The organism is Mycetocola sp., from assembly GCF_046716805.1.
GTDB lineage: Bacteria > Actinomycetota > Actinomycetes > Actinomycetales > Microbacteriaceae > Mycetocola_A.
In genome coordinates, this window is the sequence record NZ_JBKJWH010000130.1 from 16,686 (window position 1) to 33,288 (window position 16,603).

The 16,603-nt window shown below is 64.4% G+C and carries 17 protein-coding genes and 1 riboswitch; of the genes, 9 read left to right on the top strand and 8 right to left on the bottom strand.

Annotation, left to right across the window (positions count from 1 at the left end; genetic code table 11):
• Positions 1-17: 17 nt before the first annotated feature.
• Positions 18-1,406, bottom strand: coding sequence for a DNA recombination protein RmuC (gene rmuC, locus ACLQ62_RS10420; protein ID WP_411721567.1), 1,389 nt, complete (start codon positions 1,404-1,406; stop codon positions 18-20).
• A gap of 104 nt (positions 1,407-1,510) precedes the next feature.
• Here rmuC and ACLQ62_RS10425 point away from each other — a divergent pair, with 104 nt between their 5' ends.
• The 6 genes from ACLQ62_RS10425 to ACLQ62_RS10450 all read left to right on the top strand — a co-directional run bounded on the left by ACLQ62_RS10425 (position 1,511) and on the right by ACLQ62_RS10450 (position 7,922).
• Positions 1,511-2,446: a DMT family transporter gene (locus ACLQ62_RS10425; protein WP_411721568.1), complete on the top strand. Its 936-nt coding sequence runs from the start codon at positions 1,511-1,513 to the stop codon at positions 2,444-2,446.
• Between the two features lie 6 nt (positions 2,447-2,452).
• Positions 2,453-3,526 (top strand): redox-regulated ATPase YchF, encoded by a 1,074-nt coding sequence (gene ychF / locus ACLQ62_RS10430; RefSeq protein WP_411721569.1) that lies wholly within the window; start codon positions 2,453-2,455, stop codon positions 3,524-3,526.
• Between the two features lie 1,175 nt (positions 3,527-4,701).
• The gene (locus ACLQ62_RS10435) at positions 4,702-5,034 is read left to right on the top strand and encodes a YciI family protein (RefSeq protein ID WP_411721570.1); all 333 of its coding nucleotides are present in this window, start codon (positions 4,702-4,704) and stop codon (positions 5,032-5,034) included.
• The gene (locus tag ACLQ62_RS10440) at positions 5,031-6,386 is read left to right on the top strand and encodes an RNA polymerase sigma factor (RefSeq protein WP_411721571.1); all 1,356 of its coding nucleotides are present in this window, start codon (positions 5,031-5,033) and stop codon (positions 6,384-6,386) included. Before ACLQ62_RS10435 ends, ACLQ62_RS10440 begins: the two co-directional genes overlap by 4 nt.
• Positions 6,387-6,552: 166 nt before the next feature.
• Entirely contained in the window at positions 6,553-7,182 is a 630-nt protein-coding gene (locus ACLQ62_RS10445; RefSeq protein ID WP_411721572.1) for a hypothetical protein, read from the top strand.
• Positions 7,183-7,565: 383 nt separating this feature from the next.
• The gene (locus ACLQ62_RS10450; RefSeq protein ID WP_411721573.1) at positions 7,566-7,922 is read left to right on the top strand and encodes a hypothetical protein; all 357 of its coding nucleotides are present in this window, start codon (positions 7,566-7,568) and stop codon (positions 7,920-7,922) included.
• Positions 7,923-8,086: 164 nt separating this feature from the next.
• On the opposite strand, the gene ACLQ62_RS10455 is transcribed toward ACLQ62_RS10450, so the two are convergent.
• From ACLQ62_RS10455 to ACLQ62_RS10475, 5 genes are all read right to left on the bottom strand, one after another.
• Positions 8,087-8,707, bottom strand: coding sequence for a dihydrofolate reductase family protein (locus ACLQ62_RS10455; protein WP_411721574.1), 621 nt, complete (start codon positions 8,705-8,707; stop codon positions 8,087-8,089).
• 207 nt (positions 8,708-8,914) lie between these two features.
• On the bottom strand, positions 8,915-9,922 hold the full coding sequence (locus ACLQ62_RS10460) for a hypothetical protein (RefSeq protein WP_411721575.1): 1,008 nt from the start codon (positions 9,920-9,922) through the stop codon (positions 8,915-8,917).
• A gap of 87 nt (positions 9,923-10,009) precedes the next feature.
• A complete protein-coding gene (ligD, locus tag ACLQ62_RS10465) occupies positions 10,010-11,245 on the bottom strand; it encodes a non-homologous end-joining DNA ligase (protein ID WP_411721576.1) in 1,236 nt (411 codons plus the stop codon).
• Positions 11,246-11,348: 103 nt separating this feature from the next.
• Positions 11,349-11,924, bottom strand: a complete 576-nt coding sequence (locus ACLQ62_RS10470) for a GNAT family N-acetyltransferase (RefSeq protein WP_411721577.1) — start codon at positions 11,922-11,924, stop codon at positions 11,349-11,351.
• A gap of 34 nt (positions 11,925-11,958) precedes the next feature.
• Positions 11,959-12,483, bottom strand: a complete 525-nt coding sequence (locus tag ACLQ62_RS10475) for a CarD family transcriptional regulator (RefSeq protein WP_411721578.1) — start codon at positions 12,481-12,483, stop codon at positions 11,959-11,961.
• A 293-nt stretch (positions 12,484-12,776) separates the two neighbouring features.
• A riboswitch (guanidine-III (ykkC-III) riboswitch) is annotated at positions 12,777-12,840 on the top strand.
• Between the two features lie 9 nt (positions 12,841-12,849).
• Here ACLQ62_RS10475 and ACLQ62_RS10480 point away from each other — a divergent pair.
• The gene (locus ACLQ62_RS10480) at positions 12,850-13,173 is read left to right on the top strand and encodes a DMT family transporter (protein WP_411721579.1); all 324 of its coding nucleotides are present in this window, start codon (positions 12,850-12,852) and stop codon (positions 13,171-13,173) included.
• 84 nt (positions 13,174-13,257) lie between these two features.
• A complete protein-coding gene (locus ACLQ62_RS10485; RefSeq protein WP_411721580.1) occupies positions 13,258-14,847 on the top strand; it encodes an ABC-F family ATP-binding cassette domain-containing protein in 1,590 nt (529 codons plus the stop codon).
• A 117-nt stretch (positions 14,848-14,964) separates the two neighbouring features.
• Here the strand turns inward: ACLQ62_RS10485 and ACLQ62_RS10490 are convergent, their stop codons facing one another.
• Together ACLQ62_RS10490 and ACLQ62_RS10495 are read right to left on the bottom strand one after the other, a co-directional pair.
• Positions 14,965-15,615, bottom strand: a complete 651-nt coding sequence (locus ACLQ62_RS10490; RefSeq protein WP_411721581.1) for an alpha/beta family hydrolase — start codon at positions 15,613-15,615, stop codon at positions 14,965-14,967.
• Positions 15,612-16,091, bottom strand: coding sequence for a hypothetical protein (locus ACLQ62_RS10495; protein WP_411721582.1), 480 nt, complete (start codon positions 16,089-16,091; stop codon positions 15,612-15,614). Before ACLQ62_RS10495 ends, ACLQ62_RS10490 begins: the two co-directional genes overlap by 4 nt.
• A gap of 251 nt (positions 16,092-16,342) precedes the next feature.
• Between ACLQ62_RS10495 and ACLQ62_RS10500 the strand changes: the two genes are divergently transcribed.
• A partial coding sequence (locus tag ACLQ62_RS10500) for a hypothetical protein (protein WP_411721583.1) occupies positions 16,343-16,603 on the top strand: 261 nt, incomplete at its 3' end.

The window sequence follows — 16,603 nt, forward strand, 5'->3', positions numbered from 1 at the left end:
CCCCTACCGCTCGTCGCTCACCCGTGCGGCAACTGCAGATCTGCATCCGCGCGGTTGCGAACGTGCTGGGGAACGGAGCTTTCCGCTGCAAGGCCACCGCGGGCCGACACGCCGCCTTGCTCCAGCTCGGCGACCAGCTCGACCGCCGCCAGGTCGCGCGCACTGTCTTCGAGCGGAACCAGCGCCGGGATGGTCTTGGACTCGTCGAGCACGTTGAGCTTGCGCGCTGACGGCAGCACCTGCCGTTCGAGAGAACCCACGAAGCGGTTGTAGTCCGTGACTGTCGCCTTCACCGACCGGCCGAGCTTGTCGATGTGCCCGGCCATGGTAGCGAGCCGGCCGTACAGTTCACGACTGAGATCGAAGAGGGTCTTGGCCTCCTGTGAGACCACATCCTGCTGCCAACTGAACGCCACAGTTTTCAGCACCGACCACAGTGTCACGGGGGAGGAGAGCGCAACACGCTTGCTGAACGCGAACTCCATGATGGTGGGGTCCGCCTCCAGCGCGCTCGACACCAGCGACTCACTCGGGATGAACGCGATGACCATCTCGGGGCTGGCGTCGAGGCCGTCCCAGTACGTTTTGCTGCCGAGCTTGACGATGTGGTCACGAACGGCCTTGACGTGGTCCTTCATCAGCTGGGCTCGACGGGCCAGTTCGGGTTCGGATGCCGTCAGGGGGATGGCGCTTGCCTGAATGTACGAGTTGAACGGAACCTTGGCATCGACGGCGATGCTCTTGCCGCCGGGGAGGTAAACGACCATGTCCGGGCGCCCTGCGCCGCTGTCGGAGCTGATGCTCGACTGCACGTCGAAGTTCACCCGTTCCAGAAGTCCGGCCGCTTCGACCACGCTGCGCAGCTGGGTCTCGCCCCACACGCCGCGGGTCGAGTTGTTGTTGAGGGCGGCCGCCAGCGATTCAGCCGTCGAACGGAGCCTTTCCTCTGATTCGGTTGCGCTCCGTAACTGCTGTGCGAGCTCGCCGTGCTGCCTGCTGCGCTGCGTTTCGAGTTCGGTGACCTTCTGCTGCATCTCCTGCAGGCTCTCGCGCACCGGAGCCAGTGCCTGCAGCACACGGCTCTCGGATCGGGCGCGCTCGGTCTCTTCTTCGCGTTCGCGGCGGTGCCGCTCGACGAGGTCCTGGTACTGGTCGCGCTGAGCGTCGATCCGATCCTGAAGCGCATCGGCGCGTGTCTCAGCTCGGGCCAGCAGCTCGGCGAGCTGGGCGTGCCGCTCCGCCTCCGTCGCGCGGACCCGCGCCAGCTCGGCCTCGTGGCGTGCCTCGACGACCGGGCTGATGGCATCCGCTGCCGGCTGCCGACGGCGCACGAGAACGACAGTTGCGAGCGCTCCGAGCAGTGCGCCGAGCAAAACTCCGAGCAGTAGGGTCAGGAGAGGGTCCATGCTCCCAGTGTGGACCCGACCCCCGACAGGACCCGGGCACGAATCACCCGCATCCCCGCATCAGGCGGCAAGGTATGAGCCGCAGAACTCGATACGATCGAGCAATGGCTTCGTGGCGCGTGTACCTGTTCCTCGTGCTGGCGAACCTGTTCTGGTCCGGCAACTACGTCGTCGGGAACCTCGTCGTCGGCGGCATCAGCCCGCTCCAGCTCACAGCGATCCGCTGGGCGATCGCGGCACCGTTTCTGCTCGTGCTCGCTGCGCTGATCGAGAAACCGGACTGGCGAGCAGCGCTTCGCGAGTGGCCGATGCACCTGCTGCAGGCAGCCCTCGGCCTCATCGCCTTCTGCCTCTTCAGCTACCAGGCACTCGCGCACACCACGGCGCTGGACGCCGCGCTGGTCGGGGCCACCAACCCAGTGCTGATCGCTGTGATCGCCGCCGTGCTCATCCGGGAACGGATTCGACGCACCAGCATCCTCGGACTGGTCACCTCGCTCTTCGGCGTCCTGCTCATTCTCACCAACGGCAGGCTCCTCGAGGTGTTCACCACCCAGTACAACGTCGGCGGTGTGTGGATGCTCGGCGCAGTGATGGTCTGGACCGTGTACACGATTCTCGGACGGACCCTGAAGACGGCGCCTGTGACATCCGCTGCGCTGCAATCGATTCTCGCCGCTGTCGCGCTCGCCCCGATCACGCTCCTTGTCGGCGGCCCGATCACCCTCGACAGCGCCGGCTGGTGGGGTGTGCTGTACATCGGGCTGTTCCCATCGGTGCTGAGCCTGATGCTATGGAACATCTCGGTGAAGAAGATCGGCGCCGGGCGGGCGGGGATCTACCTCAACCTCATGCCGGTGTTCACGGCGCTCATGGCTCTCGCGATGGGAACACCGATCACGCTCGTGCAGGTGCTCGGCGGTGCCCTTGTGATCGCCGGCGTGTGGCTGACCAGCCGTCCGATGCGCACCATTGCGGTCGCTCCCAGGTCGGGGATCGGGTTCGACGCGGGGGCTTCAGAGGTCGGCCCGGTACGATAGACCCTCGTGGCTCTAACTATCGGTATCGTCGGTCTCCCTAACGTCGGCAAGTCAACCCTCTTCAACGCGCTCACCAAGAACTCGGTGCTCGCGGCAAACTACCCGTTTGCCACGATCGAGCCGAACATCGGTGTGGTCAACCTGCCCGACTCGCGGCTCGCCGTGCTGGCGGAGATCTTCGGCAGCGAACGCATCATGCCTGCTGCGGTGTCGTTCGTCGACATCGCCGGTATTGTGCGCGGCGCAAGCGAAGGGGAGGGGCTCGGTAACAAGTTCCTCGCCAACATCCGAGAAGCGGATGCCATCGCGCAGGTCGTTCGCGGATTCTCCGATGAGGACGTGGTCCACGTCGACGGTGCCGTGAATCCGGCCGGCGACATGGAGACCATCAACACCGAGCTGATCCTCGCCGACCTGGAAACCCTCGAGAAAGCGCAGTCGCGTTTCGAGAAAGAGGTCAAGGGCAAGAAGCTGGACCCGGGCGTGCTGACCACCGCTGTAGCCGCGAAGGCGTACCTCGACACCGGCAAGCCGCTCTCAAGCTCAGGCCTCGACCTCGAACCGATCCGCGAGCTCGGCCTCCTGACCTCCAAACCATTCATCTACGTCTTCAACATCGACGAGGGTGTGCTGCAGGACGACGTGAAGCTCGCCGAACTGGCTGCGCTCGTCGCGCCGGCGCAGGCGATTTTCCTCGACGCGAAACTCGAATCCGAACTCATCGACCTCGACGCCGAGGACGCCGCTGAGCTTCTCGCTTCGACCGGCCAGACCGAGTCAGGCCTCGACCAACTCGCCCGCATCGGTTTCGACACGCTCGGTCTGCAGACCTACCTCACGGCTGGCCCCAAGGAGACGCGCGCCTGGACGATTCCGAAGGGCGCGAAGGCGCCGCAGGCGGCCGGTGTCATCCACACCGACTTCGAGCGTGGCTTCATTAAGGCCGAGATCATTTCTTTCCACGACCTCGTCGAGACAGGTTCGGTAGCCGAAGCCCGTGCCAAGGGCAAGGCCCGCATGGAGGGCAAGGACTACGTCATGTCCGATGGCGACGTGGTGGAGTTTAGATTTAACGTATAACACCGTTTCATCTGGGATTTAATACGAGGTTGAGGCTGGACGCTAGCAGCACTGAAGTCTTTGTGCGAACGGTCGCCTCACTTGGCGTGATTGCCCACGGCTGCTGCTACGTTCGCCGGTATGGGGAAAATTCGCTTCTTCGGCCTTGCCGCGGTGCTGCTGGTGAGCTTGACGGTTACAGGGTGCGCAACTCCCGGAGTCTGCACCACCATCGGGTGGACAAACACGGTCAGTGTCGAATTGAGTGGCAACGCAGGTCGGGTTGCAGCACTCGAGATGTGTGCAGACGGGGTCTGCACTTCGTCAGCAACTCTTGAGCAAGGCTCTGACGAGCGGTTGCGACTAGCCACGGAGGTCCCGCAGGATTCTGCGACCTCGTCGCCGGTGCTCACTAGCAGCCCTTTGTTGTACTCCATCGCTCGCGTGGATGAACGCTCATGGAAAGTCTCACTGGACATGCAGGCGCCAGAAATGCTCACACTTCGTGCAGTGTCCGCCGGGGGCGAGGTTCTCGCGGAACGGGATTTCGCGCTCGAGTGGCGGCGCGTGGGTGGAACCGAGCAATGCGGCGGCCCGCACGAAGCGGGTCCTGTCAGTCTCGACGTTCCGTCCTGATGCCTCTCGAATGGCAACATGCTTGGTGCCGTCGAACGAAGAACCACACGCCAATGGTCCGACGTAAGCGGATCCAAGATGTTCTTCGGTGCCGCCACCCGGTGGACTTCCGCTTCAAGGTCTGAGGGACCGGGAACCAGCTCGTTTCTCCCTAGGGGGTTGCGGACAATCAGGGAGCCACGTCGCTCGAGGGTCCCTTCTCCTGCCTGGGCGGGTCGCGTCGTACTCTCTTGTCACAATGTGCGGCCGGTGGCCCAAGGTAGGGGCAGTTCGCGTAGAAAGCGTCCACGCCGGACAGCTAGTTCGCCGCGGCGAAGGTGTGGCCCGCTGAACGGTCGTTCGTTGAGGCCGCGCGCTTCCGGGTCAACCCACATCGATATCAGCTCCACGGTCCCCTCACGGTCGCCGATAGTGCCGCTCGCCATGCCGCAGATCCTTCCACGGGAACGCCATTGGAGTTAGGCGGCACTCGCGCTCGAACTGAGAAAACTTTCGTCGGAATGTCGAATTCACTCGAACTGGAACGTCGTATCTCTGTACCGTCAAGAAATGGAGAACAGATGCGATACGTGATGTTTGTGGCAACGGACCCCGAGGGGGAACCGTATACCGCTGAGGACGACCGAATTGAAGACTGGGGCAAGGAGGTCGGAGCGCGCGGCGTGTGGGTCGACGGTAATCGTCTGCGGCCGGTCGAAGATGCCACAACGGTTCGCGTGCGTAACGGGGAGTTGCTGGTGACCGATGGCCCCTTCACCGAATCGAAGGAGTGGATCGCCGGCTACGACGTGCTCGAATGCGCAGATCTCGACGAAGCGATCGAGGTCGCGTCGAAGCATCCGATGGCTCGATTCGGTCGACTTGAGCTGCGACCGATCTGGCCTTTCGATTGACATCATCCCCGCTGAGTGCGGTGCTCGACGAACTGCATCGCGCAGAATGGGGCGGTCTCGTCGGCAGGCTTGTCGGCATGACCGGCGACTGGGCTCTGGCTGAGGATTGCGTGCAGGACGCCTTCGCGACTGCACTGGTGGCTTGGCGGTCCGGCGGCGTCCCGGACCGCCCGGCTGCCTGGCTGTTCACCGTTGCCCGAAATAAAGCGCGCGACCGTCTGCGGCACACCGTCGTCGAACGGGAGAAGCTGCGTGACATTGCCGATCTGGCAGCGCCCGTGGATGAGCTTCCGGAGATCGACGAGACTGTGTTGCTCGACGAGCAATTGCGGCTGTTGTTCACCTGCTGCCACCCTGCCCTCGCATTGCCGAACCGGGTCGCTTTGACCTTGCGGGCGGTTGCCGGACTCACAACCGGAGAGATCGCGTCCGCATTCTTCGTGCAGGAATCCACCATGGCCCAACGCATTGTGCGAGCGCGCCAGAAGATCACGAACGCCGGCATCCCCTATCGGATTCCCACCGCGGATCTGCTCCCTGAGCGACTCCAGGGGGTACTCGCAGTGCTCTACCTGCTGTTCAATCAGGGATACAGCGATGTGAGCCGAAGCGATCTGGCAGATGCCGCGATCCGCATGGCACGCACTGTGGTTCGTTTCGCGCCCTCCACCGACGAAGCACGTTGCCTCCTCTCGCTCATGCTGCTCCAGTCCTCGCGCCGTGCGGCACGCCTCAGCGCCGACGGGCAGCAGCTCACTCTCGAGCATCAGGATCGAACACTGTGGGACCGGTCAGCGATCGACGAGGCCCTGACGCTTCTCGCACCGCTGACCGTGGGCAGCGATCGCGGGTTCTACCGGATCCAGGCAGAAATCGCGGCCTGTCACGCCCGCGCAGCGACCCCCAACGCCACCGATTGGCGTCAGATTGTGCGGCTCTACGACGCACTCGTACCGATGACGCCGTCACCGGTCGTGGCCCTCAGCCGCGCCATCGCGGTCGGAATGGCGACGGGCCCGGCAACCGCACTCGACATCCTCGATAGCCTCGACGCTGATGCGCGACTTTCAACTTCGCATCTCTTGCCGGCAGCCCGCGGCGACATGCTCGCGCGGGCCGGGCGCCACACCGAGGCAGCCGCCGCGTTCAAGGTCGCGGCCGAACGCGCGACGTCAGAGCTCGATCGGCAACAGTTACTCCGCGAGGCGACCGCAACAATGCAACGCATTTCCCTTGTGGGGATGACCCCGGCTGGGGACGAACACCTCTACAAGGGGGAAGAAGCAGGATGGCCCAAACACATGCTGAACGAAACTGACGCGTCGACGTCGTCGAGGTCGGTGTTCACCTGACGCCCTGCGGACGCCCTCGGAGACTTCCGGGGGCTGGCTCGTAGAGGAAGATGCGGACGGTCGTGGGGCTACGTCGCTCGAAGGTTCCCTCTCCCGCCCGGGCGGGTGCACCTGTGAAACTGTCGGACTACCGGACCCGCCTGCTCGTCGCTGGCATCATGAGGATATGACTTTGTACTCCGACTTCGGCACTCGCAGGACCCGCCAGATCGTCGGCGACGTGCTGGCCTTCGTTCTGATAAGCGCGTGGGTGTTGCTCGGCATCACCGTGTACGAGCTCGTGGAGAATCTTGCCGTGTTCGGGGGGCAGATGGAGGAGGCGGGCGCGGGCTTCGCGGAAACCATGACAGAGGTAGGCAACACTCTCGGCGGAATCCCGCTCATCGGCGGCGGGATCAGGGCGCCCTTCGACGAAGCGAGCAGCGCAGGTGGCGCGCTCGAGGCGGCGGGGCAGAGCCAGCAGATTGCCGTCAACCAGCTCGCCACCGGCCTCGGCATCGGAATCGCCGCCCTGCCGATAATCATGATCCTCGTGCTGTGGCTCGTCCCGCGCATCCGGTTCGCGCGAAAGGCCGGGCAGGCCAAGGCGGCAGTCAAGTTCGGCACGGGCATCGACCTGCTAGCCCTGCGGGCCCTCGCCACCCAGGAGATCTCGACCCTCTCGAAGATTGATCCGGATGCGATGGCCGCATGGCGGCGCGGTGACGTGATCGTCATGCGTGCGCTCGCCCAGCTCGAGCTGAAAAGCTCAGGGGTGCGCCTCCCCTTCGCTGATGGGAACCTCGAGCACCCCTAGGGTTAGGCGGCTGCCCGGTCTTTGATCTTGGCTCGGTTTTGAACGCCCGCTCGGACCGGCGAGGCGGTCGACGTTCAGCACGTCGACGGTGCGGCCCACGATCGCTTCGGGCAGTGCGTCGGCGAAGCGCTGGTGGTACCCGAGTGACGTGTCGCCTCGGCAAGAGCTAACCAAAAGCATCGGAGTTCTGAACGACATGATCGGGATTGACGTCGCTGTACGGGCGATGCAGACATCGAGCGGGAGGTGGCTGCGTAAGAATTCCACGGCGTTCTCCCAAGCTCCGCTCCGAAGAAAGAGTACGAAGATGCATCGGCACTGGTCACAACCAGTCGCACGGTGATGATCGACGCCAACCGGGCTGAACGCGAAAGCCGTAACTCATGACCCACCAGATCGGCGACTACGTAGTCGTCTCCCGCACCCTGTACAAGATGGGTGTCGGCACCCGACGCGGATGGCAGACCATGCCGCGCGCCGGCGTCGAAGGTGTCATCATCGGCACCCGCACCGTCTCGAACGTGAACGCTGGGAGAGTGGCGGACTCTTCGGCCGAAATGACGGCACATCTGGTTAGCTGTGACCGGGGCCGGAAGACAGTGCTCGCCCTGCCGGCCGACATGACCGCTGCCCGGAATCCGTGCGACCCAGAGGATGCGTGCGGGCGCTGCTCCCGGCCGGTGATGCGGCGGTGGTCAACGGATGCACGACCTCCACGACCAGATGTTCGGCTCCGCTGAAACCGTCCCAAGGTGCTCCGCACCCGTCTGCAGACGAGTACGCAACGCTGATGAACATCAGTCGGTTTGTCGTCAGTGCACATCCGACGGCGCTGGCTAAGCCGGCTGTCGGCGAGGTGATGTCGCCCAGCATTGAGACACCTCGACGTCGGGTCGCGGTCTCCTCAGCTCATGTATCCTGTCTCGGGAGCAGAACCTCTCCAGCCGTAACGCAGCAGAACCGCGCCCTTCTCGGATGCAGCCTCTGCAGCGAGCAGCTCCAGTGACGCGGGTGGTCCATCGTCGGGAAACAGACGTTTGCCAGGACCGACGACGATCGGGTACACCCACAGGTTCAACTGGTCGAACAGGCCGTTGGCGACGAGAGTGCGCGAAAAGTTGATGCTACCGATTACGTGGATTTCCTGGTGCCGCTCGCGGAGCGCCGACACTTCTGCGAGTAGGTCGCTGCCGAGCAGATGCGAGTCGCGCCATCCGAGTTCCGGTGCGCCCCGCGACGCAACGTACTTCGGGATCGCGTCGAACTTGCGTGCGATTCCCGACTCAGGTCCATCGAGCTGATGCGGCCAATACGAGGCAAAAATGTCGTAGGTTCGCCGGCCAAGGAGAAGAGCGTCCATGGCCTGTATCCCCTCGTCTACCTGCGCGCCGACGGTGTCGTCGATAAGGGGTGCCTGCCACCCTCCGAATGCGAACCCACCTTCGGTGTCCTCGTCAGGGCCTCCGGGAGCCTGGGCCACTCCGTCGAGTGTCGTGAAGTGGTCGATGTGGATCCGACCGGACATGGCGATCTCCTTTCATCCAGCGCTGCAACGACGGATCACCGATCGATGCGCACCACCGAGTACTCTGTGTCGGGTGTCAGGTGTCGGGGGAGTGCCGAAGCGCGCCCAATACGGCGGCGAACAGTGGGCGTGCGACGCTCCGACCGAACATGGGGTCATGTTACTCAGGCTCCTGCGCTCGTCAAGGATGATGTGGAGCGCCTATGTCTAATTCACGGGCAGGTTATCTCCGCAGACGATGCCATAACGTTGGCAGACGTCGAGGGGGATGCCAGCCTGCCTCTGGCACAGTCCTGAGACGGCCGAACACACGGTGAGGGGCCTGGTCCGGGTCAACTCGGCAGCGCCGGTCCACCCATAGTTTCGCTCGGGTGCGCGCGGGAGATTGATAACGGTGCCCGTTGCCGTCTCTACGATCTTCGACGTTCCCGCTCCGTACCAGTACGTGCCGTCGGGACTGAGTGCGCCTCCGAAGTTGGTGGGCGAATCGTCCGGGAATGCGACGGTCGAAAGCATCCGGCGGTTCTCGTCCTCGAACTCCACCCCGTTCCGGCCGTACACTGCCGACGTTCCGGCGCTGACGTCGTTGTAGAAACGGTCGACTCCGAGATTTCCGGGATCTTCGCCTGCCGCCCAACGCCAGACCCAGATGACCGGACCAGGAACGTCGGGGAACCCCGTTCCCGGATCTGGAGTCGCGAAATGAACCGTTTCCTCGTCGACCGATGCGATGACAACGAAATGATGAGGAGGCGCCTGAATAGGCGTTCGGGCCAGCACCCCACCGGTGCTCGCTTCCACAACGACCAGGTCTCCGCGCTGCCCGTCGGTCGTCTCAACCCATGAGACGAGGTCGTGATCCGGGTTCCCCACGATCTCGCGATGCTCCCGCCATGCCGGCGAGCCGGTTGAATTGCTCGGACGCGCCTGGCCACGGTTACGCCACGGCACATCACCGATGATTTTCTCGTCACCGCGGATGTTTCTCCAGACGACATCGAGAAACTCCGGTTCGACGAACACGATGCCGGTGGAGACGAAGGTGAACACCGAGATCGGAGAGGCGCCGGGATCGTCGTCTGGATCGGCGCGAAGCGAGGAAGCGTTCCAGACGCCGATGCCGGCCAACAGAGCGGCGCAGAGAAGGACCACTGCACAGGCGCGCGACTTCTGCGCCTTCAGCTTGCGTCGGGCGACCGCGCCAGAGGGGTCCACGAGCACCTCCTCGAGAGAAGCCTGACACGAATCTTCCCGCTGTTCCGCGACGGCGTCCAGCGCCTCGATCGACGCCGACGCGCTTCGTCAGGGCGTGGGTGCGTTCTTCCCGGCCCACGGGTCGTAGTCGACCTCGAGCTCCGCCTGCTCCGGGCGCGCGTTCTCGGGCACATGCTGGAGATTCACACGAATCCGGTACCAGAGCGAGCTGGATCCCCGCATCCCGTCGAGCAGGACGTCCGCCGGCTCGAGAAGCGCCAGGACGTCCGGATGCCTGGACTTCCACCGCTCGAGTCCCTCGAGGGCCTCGGGCTTCGTCCTGGCCCGAGCGATCTCGATCAGTGGCATCGTCAACGCACGTCGCCCCGAGCCGTCGGAGGATTTCGGCGGCTTCTCAGCCGGACCCAGTTCCTCGGCCAGGGCGAGTAATGCGTCCAGACTGCCGACTGCGGCATCGATTCCGGATGCCGCATCGCCGCGGTCAGCGAAACGCGTGATCACCGAACGCACAGTGAACTGCTCAGGTCGGCATCCCGGCACCTCGTCCCAGTCCAGCGGCGTCGACACGCGTGCATCCGGTAACGCACGCACCGAATACGCGGAGGCGACCGTGCGGTCATTTGCGTTCTGGTTGAAGTCCACGAACACGCTCTCGCCACGCTCCTCCTTCCACCACTTTGCGGTCGCGAGACCTGGCGCACGCCGTTCTACCTCTCGGGCGAGCGTCTCTGCGGCGAGCCGCACCTGGCGGTAGTCCCAACGGGGCGCGATCCGGGCGTAGATGTGCATGCCGCGGGATCCGGATGTCTTGGGCCAGCCGACGAGGCCGTGGTCGCTCAACACCTCCCGGGTGATCATCGCGACGTCGACGATCTGCCGCCAGTCCACTCCGGGCATCGGATCGAGGTCGACGCGGAGTTCATCCGGGTGGTCGAGGTCTTCCGCCCGTACCGGGTGGGGATTCAAATCGATGCATCCGAGATTCACCACCCAGGCCAGCGCTGCGGCATCCCGCACGACGACTTCCTCAGCCGAATTGCCGGACGCGTACTGCAGTGTGGCGGTTTCGATCCACTCCGGTCGCTTCTCGGGCGCTCGCTTCTGGAAGAATGCTTCCTGGTCGATGCCCTTCACGAAGCGTTTGAGCACCATGGGCCGGCCCGCTGCACCACGGAGCGCGCCATCGGCGACGGTCAGGTAGTACTGCACCAGATCACGTTTCGTCAGGCCCGGTTCGGGGAACACCACCTTGTCGGGATTCGAGATCTGCACTTCGCGGTCGCCGATCTCCAGCACCGCCGCCTGGCTCTTTGTCGGACTCATGAGCACACCGTAGTGCTGCCGGCGTGTACGCGGGAGCCCTTTGTGGGGGGCGCGTGAGCGCCCTACCGACAGGTGATGAGGGGCCGGAGTGGACCGGAGCGGGTCAGTCGAGCGTCCGCCGCATGAGGATCCTCGGAAAGCCTCCCGAGACCGAGGTCGTGTCAGCAGCCTTCGTGAAGCCAGCTCGCTCGTACATGCTTCGCGTGCCAACGAAAGCCATGGTCTGGTCGACCCGTGCCCCGTTGTTGTCGACCGGATAGCTCTCGACGACCGGTGCGCCGGACTCTCTGGCGTAGTCGACAGCCCCCGCGATGAGCGACTGAGTGACACCCTGCTTGCGGAATCCGGGTCGAACCCGGATGCACCAGAGCGACCAGACCGGCAGGTGGTCGAGCTGCGGAATCTTGCGTGAATTGGCGATGGGGTGCAACTCGGAGCGCGGAGCGACACCGGCCCACCCCACCGGTTCCCCGTCGAGGTACGCGAGTACCCCCGGGGCCAATCGTCGTGAGCACAGTTCCCGCACCTTGTCCGCCCGCGCCGGCCCCGCCAGCTCTCGGTTCTCTGTCGAGCTCAACCGCCACGACAGGCACCAGCACACCGACGACTGGGGGTTCCTCGGGCCAAGCATGGTGGCCACGTCGTCGAAGTCGTGTGCCGGTCTCACGTCGAGAGTCATCGCATCCGCTTTCGCCCGATGAGCGCTGTGAGTGCTACGCCGCTGCGCTGTTCGACTTTGCGGAACCGGTCGTCGCGCCGGAGGCCAGTGCATCATGAAGAGCCGTCTCAGCTGCGTCGGTGGCAATGCCGAGTGACAGCGCGATCTCGGTGATGAGCGGACCCTGCGCGTGACGCAGCAGATCCCGTTCGGCCAGGGAGAGTCCCTTGTCGTCGTGCCGACGGGTCAGGTCACGAACCACACCGGCGATTGTGAAGATGTCGCCGACCTTGATCTTCTCCTGGTTGTCCTTCATGCGGCGGGACCATTTGGTCTCCTCATCCACCGTTGGCGCCCGGAGCACGTCGAAGAGAGCGTCCATCGACGTTGCGTCGAGAACGGCACGGATGCCGACCTGATCGGCACTGGCCACCGGCACGCTCACCGACAGTTTTGAATCGTGAACTTCGAGCTTGAGATAGCTGATCTCGGCGCCTTTCACCGTGCGCGAGAAAATCTGGACGACAGTGGCTGGGCCGTGATGCGGGTAGACGACAGTCTGACCTTCGGAAAACTGCATGGAATGTACCTCCGGGTGCGCAAGAAGCGCCACACTCGACATCAGCAGCAGGACGAACACGAGTTCATTCCAGCAGAGACGGTCGTCCCATTGCCTGGTCGACGATCCTGCTGTCGAACCAGATTCCATGGGCGCGCGGACGGAAGTTCCACATGGGGAGGAACAACCGGAGCCGCGAGCTTGGCTACTGACAATTCTCTCACATTGGTCCGACATGTTCACGGAAACGGGTTGTGCGCCCGTTTCGCTGTGCGCTGCACAGGGCACAGACAGGTGGCTTTGCTAACCTTTCAGGAGGTCGCGGAGAGCGGCCCCGGACGAGGGATCAGTACCCGGAGAGCGACAAGACTGGCCAGAAAGTCAGCCATGTCCTGGGTCATTCTCATCGCGTCCGGAGTGCTCGAAGCCGTCTGGGCGACAGCGCTCGGCAAGTCCGAAGGATTCACCAAACTCTGGCCGAGCGTCCTCTTCGTCGGCGCCCTGGCACTCAGTATGGGCGGCCTCGCCTGGGCGATGCGCGACATTCCGATCGGCACCGCTTACGCGGTTTGGGTTGGAATCGGAGCGGCGCTCACCGTCGCGTGGTCCATGATCACCGGTGACACGGATGTCTCGTGGGTTCGGATCGCGTTGCTGCTCGGGCTCATCGGTTGTGTCGTCGGACTGAAGCTCGTCGACGACACCCACTAGCAACCGCGTCGGTTACGGTGGACTCGCTCCAACGTTCAGGTTCCGCCGGCCCTCAACGACATTTCCCCTGAGGAGGCAGCAGGTATGAGCCTGATCCGACTGAACGACGTCCATGTGCGATTCGAGAACACCCCGGTGCTTCGCGAAGCGTTCTTCCGCCTCGAAACCGGCGACCGGGTCGGCCTGATCGGCCGCAACGGGTCAGGGAAAACGACTCTCATCAAGCTGATCCTCGGGCAGGTGTCGACGGATGCCGGAACGCTCACGCTGGATGACGGCATCCGGATCGGATACTTCTCGCAGTTCTCCGAACTCGACGGCACCGCGACGATCACTGAAGTGCTCGACGACGTGTTCAGCGAGATCCGTGCGGTCGAAGCCGAACTGGCGTCGATCGACGCATCCATCGCCGCCGACCCGGCCGCCGATCTCGATGCGTTGATCGGCCGCCAGGGCGAGCTGTTCGAGGAGATGGACAGGCTTGACGGCTGGGACTACCCGCGGCGCATCGACGAGGCGCTGACCCGGCTGGGCTTTGACGAGGCGCACCGGAGCTGCCCGATCGATGACCTGTCCGGCGGCTGGCGCAACCGTGCCGCACTCGCCAAGATCGTGCTCGAGCGGCCCGATGTGCTGCTGCTCGACGAACCGACCAACTTCCTCGACGTTGCCGGTGTCGAGTGGCTCGAAGCCTGGTTCCGCGATTTCCGCGGCGCGGCGATCATCGTGTCGCACGATCGCACCTTCCTGGACTCCGTTGTCACTCGCATCGTCGAACTGGAGAATTTCCACCTTCACGAGTACCCCGGCAACTTCGCCGAATATGTGGTGCAGAAGCAGTTCCGGCTGAAGACGCTCGAGCAGCAATTCATGCATGAGTCCGAGCTGCTGGCCTTCGAGGCGGAGGGAATCGCCGACCGGCGTGCCGCCGCTAAGGCGGCAAGCAGGGGACTGGACAAGAAGCTGTCAGGGATCAAGAAGTCACGTGCTCCTCGCCCGGTGGACCAGATCATCACCGAGATCTACGGCGGGCTGCACGTCAAGGACATTCTTTGTCGGGTGACCGGGCTCTCCAAGTCCTACGGGGACAACCTGCTCTTCTCCGACCTGACCTTCGAGATCCGGCGTGGCAACCGCATCGTCGTGCTCGGGGCGAACGGCAGCGGCAAATCGACGTTGCTGCGGGTGCTGACCGGTGAGGAGAAGGCCGACTCAGGGGAGGCAATCTGGGCCAAGGGTTCCGGCGTCGTCTCGTACAACCAGATGCTCGCCGACCTCGATGACGACGACACCATCACGCACGCCGTGAACGCTGCGCCGGGCAGCCTCGCCTTCGCGGCCACCCGCAAGTCGGTGGGTCGCTTCCTGTCGATGTTCCAGTTCTCCGAGGCTGACCTCAAGCAGCGGATCGGCAACCTCTCCGGCGGCCAGCGCGCTCGAGTAGCGATGGCGCAGTGTCTCCTTTCGGGTGCCTCCGTTCTGATCCTGGACGAGCCCACCAACCACCTCGACATGCCCAGCACCCAGGTAATGGAACGGGCGCTCGTGCACTTCCCCGGTGCGGTTGTCGTGGTCAGCCACGACCGGTTTTTCAGCGACAAGGTGGCGAACCGCAAACTCGTCTTCGGAGTCGACGGCGCGGAACCCGGTGAGATCGAGGTCCGTGCGGCGTAGGCCACGCGACCTGCGGCCGGCGAAGGTCGGCTCGTTCATTGAGCGCAAATCGACCTTCAACGTCCGGTGAAAGGTCGATTCGCGCACGACGAACATCGTTGCGGCGGTGGCGCAGGCTCAGCCGATCACGCCATCCACGAAGTCCGCGACGGATGCCGTCACCAGAGCGGCCACATCGCTTGCGGTCAGCGCTGACGACTTCAGTATTTTCATCCCGTGGTCCGCGCCCGCAACGGGCACGACACGGATCGTGCGTTCACCGCCGACCTCGCGCTCGATGTCGCTCGCCGTTCCGAAGGTGTCGCGGTCGCCCTGCAGCACGAGGACCGGAACGGTGGGCAGCAGCAACTCTTCGAGCCGTGAAACCTCCGGTCGGCCGGGCGGATGCAGCGGGAACGCGAGACAGAGCACCGCGGCAGCTTCGAGGTCGTTCGCCGTGCGGCAGGCGACGCGTGCTCCGGCGCTTCGGCCGCCGACGACGATCGGCAGCCCGGAAGCAAACTCGGCGACCGCCGGTGCCGTCTCCCGCCAGGCCACGTCGAGGGTCGCCGGTCTCGGGGCGATCTTCTTCCCGGCCACTCGCCAGGGTTGCTCGTAGCGGGCGACTGTGAACCCGAGGTCGGGCAGACGTGAGGCAAGTGCCGCGAGATCGACAGCGCCGATCCCCCCGCCGGCACCGTGGCCGAGCCAGACGAGTGCCCGAGGCTGGGCCGCCGGACTCACCGTGAGCCGCCCGGGCCCGAGCGAGGTCGGCACGTCGATGGTCATGACCCCGACGCTACCCGCGAAGCATTGTTGCTCGCACGGTTTCTCCGCGTGGTCCGCCAGAAGCGCCACGCACCGGTGGACCACAGGGCCCAGAGCACGAGTAACGGCTGGAACAGCAGACGGATGCCCCGGCTGAGGTCATCGTTCAGACCGAACGAGTCCGTCCCTGTTGCGAACTGGGAAATGTTGCCGGGGAAGACCGCCACGAAGAACGCGGCCACGACCCAGCCGAGCGGAGCCCTCCAGCGCCACAGCAGGAGCAAAGACGAACCGAGCAGGATCTCCACCACCCCGGATGCCACGACAACGACGTCGGCATCCACGGGAAGCCAGGCAGGCACTTGCGCTTGAAACGCTTCGCGGGCGACCGTGAGGTGCCCGATGCCGGCGAACAACAGGAAGAGGCCCAGCACCACCTGTGCGACAGCGGCCACGACGGATGTGCGGCGGGAACGGCGAGGATCCGGGTCGGTCATGGCGCCAGCCTATGCCAGTGGTCCTCGCCGCACCGGGGCATCCGCCCACCGGATTCTGGTCGCGCGGGTCCATTGGTGTCGCGCGGGTGCAGTTCGCTGCTTGCCAGGATGGTCGTGAGACATCTGGTGAGGGTGTGGGGAAAGCGAAGTAGAACATGAGCGAATTGATGATTGTCGGCCGGACCGCGAGTGGGAGCCGGTCGTATCCGTTGTCGTTCCGGGTGGAGGTTCTCCGCCGGTGGGACGAATGCGTGGAGCGGGGCTCGAAGGCCCGGCTGTTGCGGGAGTTCGATCTGGCCTCGACAACGGTCGATCGGTGGCGGCAGGCTCGAGCTCGGGGAGAATTGACGGCGTCGATGGTTGCTGCAGCGGAAAGGTCACCGAGACGGATGGATAGTCGTGATCGTGCGGAACTGGCACGGCTGCGCCAGGAGAACGAGGCTTTGAAGAAGAAGGTCGCGCAATCCGAGGCGGCGCAGGAGATTCTGGGAAAAGCATTCGAGCTCTTGGAA